Origin of the sequence: Variovorax sp. 22077 (genome assembly GCF_052044195.1) — a bacterium.
Taxonomy (GTDB): Bacteria; Pseudomonadota; Gammaproteobacteria; order Burkholderiales; family Burkholderiaceae_C; genus Variovorax; species Variovorax atrisoli.
The window spans coordinates 1-3,614 of record NZ_JBQEQC010000057.1 but is presented as its reverse complement, the minus strand read 5'-3'; the positions used below and the strand labels follow the sequence as shown (position 1 = coordinate 3,614).

Sequence of the window (3,614 nt, the reverse complement as noted above, 5' to 3'; positions counted from 1 at the left end):
TGCCTTATCCCAAGCACTTCTTGTGCCTATGAATTAACGGGACAGGACACTAGCTAGTTCGCAGCACCGGGCAGCAGCGCCCGGTATTCGCCGACGAAGCTGCCGATGGCGGCCACGTAGCGGTCGATGTCCGCGTCGCTCAGCGGCAGCGACAGCACCACGAAGCCGCGCGGCGAGGTGTAGATGCCCTCGCTCAGCAGATGGAAGAAAAGCAGCTGGCGCAGACGCGCGTCGACGGGCGCAAGGTCGTCGGTGCTGCGCACCTCGCCGCCCACGAAATGCGCGTTCATCAGCGAGCCGATGCCGGTGAACTGCATCGCCACGCCCTCGCCGGCACACAGCGCATTGAGCCGCTTGCGCATCGCATCGCCCCTGTCTGCCAACGCGCCTGCCGCCTCGGGCGTGAACAGCTTCGTGAGCCCCGCGTGGCCGGCCGCCATCGTCAGCACGTTGTTGTTGAAGGTGCCCGAGTGGGCCAGCGACCCGGTGCGTGGATCGAACAACGCCATCACGTCGGCACGCCCGCCGAAGGCGCCGAAGGACATCCCGCCGCCGATGTACTTGCCCAGCGTGGTCAGGTCGCAGCGGATGCCCAGCTTGTTCGCCAGGCCGTGCGGCGCGAGGCGAGAAGTCATCACCTCGTCGAAGATCAGCAGCGCTCCCACTCGGGTGGCCGATTCGCGCAGCGCCTGCAGGAACTCCAGCCGGCCCGGGATGCAGCCGCTCGCGCCCTGCATCGGCTCCAGCAGAACAGCGGCGATCTCGGGGCCGTGCTTGTCGATCTGCTCGCGCGCGGTCTTCTCGTCGTTGTAGGGCAGCACCAGGAAGTCGAAGGGCACGGTGGTCGGCAGCGGCTTGGCGCCGAAGCCCAGCACCCCGCCGTGGTAGCCGCCCGAGAACACGACGATCTTGCGCCGCCCCGTGAAGTGCAGCGCCGCCGTCACCGCCATCAGGTTCGCCTCGGTGCCGGAGTTGGTGAAGCGCAATTGCTCGATCTGCGGAAAGCGCTCGCAGATGAGCCTGGCAAGCCGGCCTTCGAGCAGGTTGTGGCCGGTGAGGTTGATGCCGCCCTTCATGGCTTCGGCGACGGCCTCGCGGATCTCTGGGGCCGAGTGCCCGTAGACGCCGGCCGTGTACTCGGCGATGAAGTCGGCATAGCGATGGCCATCGGCGTCCCAGAGCGTCGCGCCCTCGCCCCTGGCGATGGTCAGCGGGAACGGCGCATAGAACAGCACCGAGCGGCTGTTGGCGCCGGGCATGTAGCGCGCCTGCTCCTCGAACTGGCGCAGGCTGGCGGGGTTGGCCTCGGTGAAGCGGCGGTGCGCGGCCGCAAGGGCCTGGTCGATGTCGGCGTGGGCCATGGCGATGTCCTTCAGGAGTGGTGCGCCCGTTGCATGCAGCGCGATTTATTGATCAATGCTCAATTTAATTTGTTTATACAGTCAACCCGGCTGCCGCACAATGGCCGCAACCATGACGAAGAATTCGCCCCCCAAGGCCCAGAAACCCCGTACGGCCGGTCGCCCCGCCGGTGGCGGCGGCCTGACGAAGCAGCGCATCGCCGAGGAAGCACTGGCGCAGATCGACGAATTCGGCCTTGGCGCCTTCAGCATGCGTGAAGTGGCGGCCCGGCTCGACGTCTACCCGGCCACGGTGCACTGGCATGTGAGCACTCGCGAGGCGCTGCTGGCCGAGGTGGCGGCGCTGGTCATGGCCGAGGTCGCGCCGCCGCCTGGCAGGCTCGGCTGGAAGGACTGGATCGCCGAACTCTTCCGCCGCTGCCGCGCCGCAGTGCGGCGCCATCCGAACGTGGCGCAGCTGCTGGGCGCGCAGCTGGTGTCCAACGGCAGCCTGCCGATGGAGCTGGTCGAAGGCATCCTGGCCACGCTGGCCGATGCCGGCTTCGAGGACGAAGCGCTGCTGGAGGCCTACAACTGCGTGGTCGCCGCGATGCTGGGTTTCCTGACGATGGAGTTCTCGCCCCTGCCCGCCGACAACACCCAGGCCTGGGCCGAGGAGCTGCGCGAGCGCGTGCACACGATCCGCCCGCTCGACCACCCGGTGCTCACGCGCAACCTCGCGCAACTGGCCAACAAGGCCTTCATCCTGCGCTGGGACAACGGCACGACAGTGCCGCTGGACAGCAGCTTCGAGCGGCACATCCAGATCACCATCGACGGGCTGGATGCCTTCGCGCGAAGGCTCAGGTCGGCGTAGGCCCCAGCAGTTCGTAGAGCACCATCCGCGTCTGGCGGCCCCGCAGCTGCGCGAGTTCCTCGATGCGGCGGGTGGCGAGGCGGCCTCGCAGTCCCTGGAAGGTGGCCTCGGAGATCAGCATGCAGGTGCCGAGCTCCTTGTTGGCGCCCTCGATCCGGCTCGCTGCGTTGATCGCGTCGCCGATGGCGGTGTATGACAGGCGGTCGCTCGAGCCGAGCACGCCCGCGATCACGTGGCCCGTATGGATGCCCACGCGCGTGCGGAACTCCTGCAGCCCTTCGGCACGCCACTTCTCGTTGAGCGCATCCATCGCGGCACAAAGCTCGATGGCCGCCACGCAGGCGCGGTACTCCGCGTCCTCGAGTTCGTTGGGAGCTCCCCACAGCACCATGATGCCGTCGCCCATGAACTTGTCGATCACGCCGCCGTGCCGCGCGAAGATGCCCGCGGCAAGGTTGAAGTACTCGGTGAGCTGCCGCACGAGCAGATCGGCCGGCATCGACTCGGAGATGCTGGTGAAGCCCTCGACGTCGGTGAACATCGCGGTGATGCGGCGCGGCGACCCGCTCGGCCCCAGTGCGTGCCCTTCGGCGACCAGCTGTCGGATGATGTCCACCGGCACGAACTTGCTGAAGGCCTTGAGGCTGCGCGCCGACTCGTCCAGCGCCTGGTTGAGATGCTGGATCTCCAGCACCCGGCTGGGTTCGATCGGCAGGTTGTCCAGCTCCAGCCGCCCGATTCGGCGTGCGACACGCGAGAGGTTCTCGATCGGCCCTGTCACCAGCTTCGACAGCCGCAGCGAGATGAAGAGCGAGAGCGCCAGGAAGCCGACCGTCAGAAGCAGCGACCAGAGCACCAAGCGATGCAGGCTCCCGAGCAGTAGGTCCTCGGGTTCCCAGCTCACCAGTTGCCAGCGGGTGTGCGGCAGGTGCGAGGTCTGCACGAGGTAGCGGCGCCCCTCGTGCTCGATGGAGAAAGCCATGTCGTCAGCGCCGCCCGCAGTGCTGGCCGCGAGCATGTGCGCGTGGATGGTTCCAAGCACGCCGCTGTCGGGCGACTCCAGCTTGCGTACCGGCTCGGGGTCGTTGCTGCGCGCGATCACGTGGTGATCGGCACTCAGCAGCGCGCTCTCGCCGCTGCCCAGCGCGCCGGATACGCGCATCAGCCTCGACAGATGGCCCAGCGACACGTTGGCATCGACCACGAGCCCGCGCTTGTGGCCTTCGTCGTCGACGCGCCCCGCTGGCCGCGCATGGCCGATGGCGAGTTCCTTTGCATCGCTCATCAGAAAAGGCTGGGTCCATACTGGGCCCTTCGCCTTCATGGCCTCCAGATACCAGGTGTGTTGATTTCCATCCAGAAGTGACCCACTTGGCCGTGTGATTTCCATCTAAATC

Annotated in this window: 3 protein-coding genes; 1 reads left to right on the top strand and 2 read right to left on the bottom strand. The window is 67.2% G+C overall.

Annotated features, from left to right (window positions below; translation table 11 throughout):
• Positions 1-53 precede the first annotated feature (53 nt).
• A complete protein-coding gene (locus tag ACTJLF_RS34395) occupies positions 54-1,361 on the bottom strand; it encodes an aspartate aminotransferase family protein (protein WP_440884869.1) in 1,308 nt (435 codons plus the stop codon).
• Between the two features lie 112 nt (positions 1,362-1,473).
• Here ACTJLF_RS34395 and ACTJLF_RS34390 point away from each other — a divergent pair, with 112 nt between their 5' ends.
• Entirely contained in the window at positions 1,474-2,217 is a 744-nt protein-coding gene (locus ACTJLF_RS34390; protein WP_440884868.1) for a TetR/AcrR family transcriptional regulator, read from the top strand.
• Here the strand turns inward: ACTJLF_RS34390 and ACTJLF_RS34385 are convergent.
• Complete coding sequence (locus ACTJLF_RS34385; protein WP_440884867.1) at positions 2,204-3,502, bottom strand: adenylate/guanylate cyclase domain-containing protein; 1,299 nt, start codon at positions 3,500-3,502, stop codon at positions 2,204-2,206. The two genes, ACTJLF_RS34390 and ACTJLF_RS34385, sit on opposite strands and share 14 nt — an antisense overlap.
• Between the last annotated feature and the right edge of the window lie 112 nt (positions 3,503-3,614).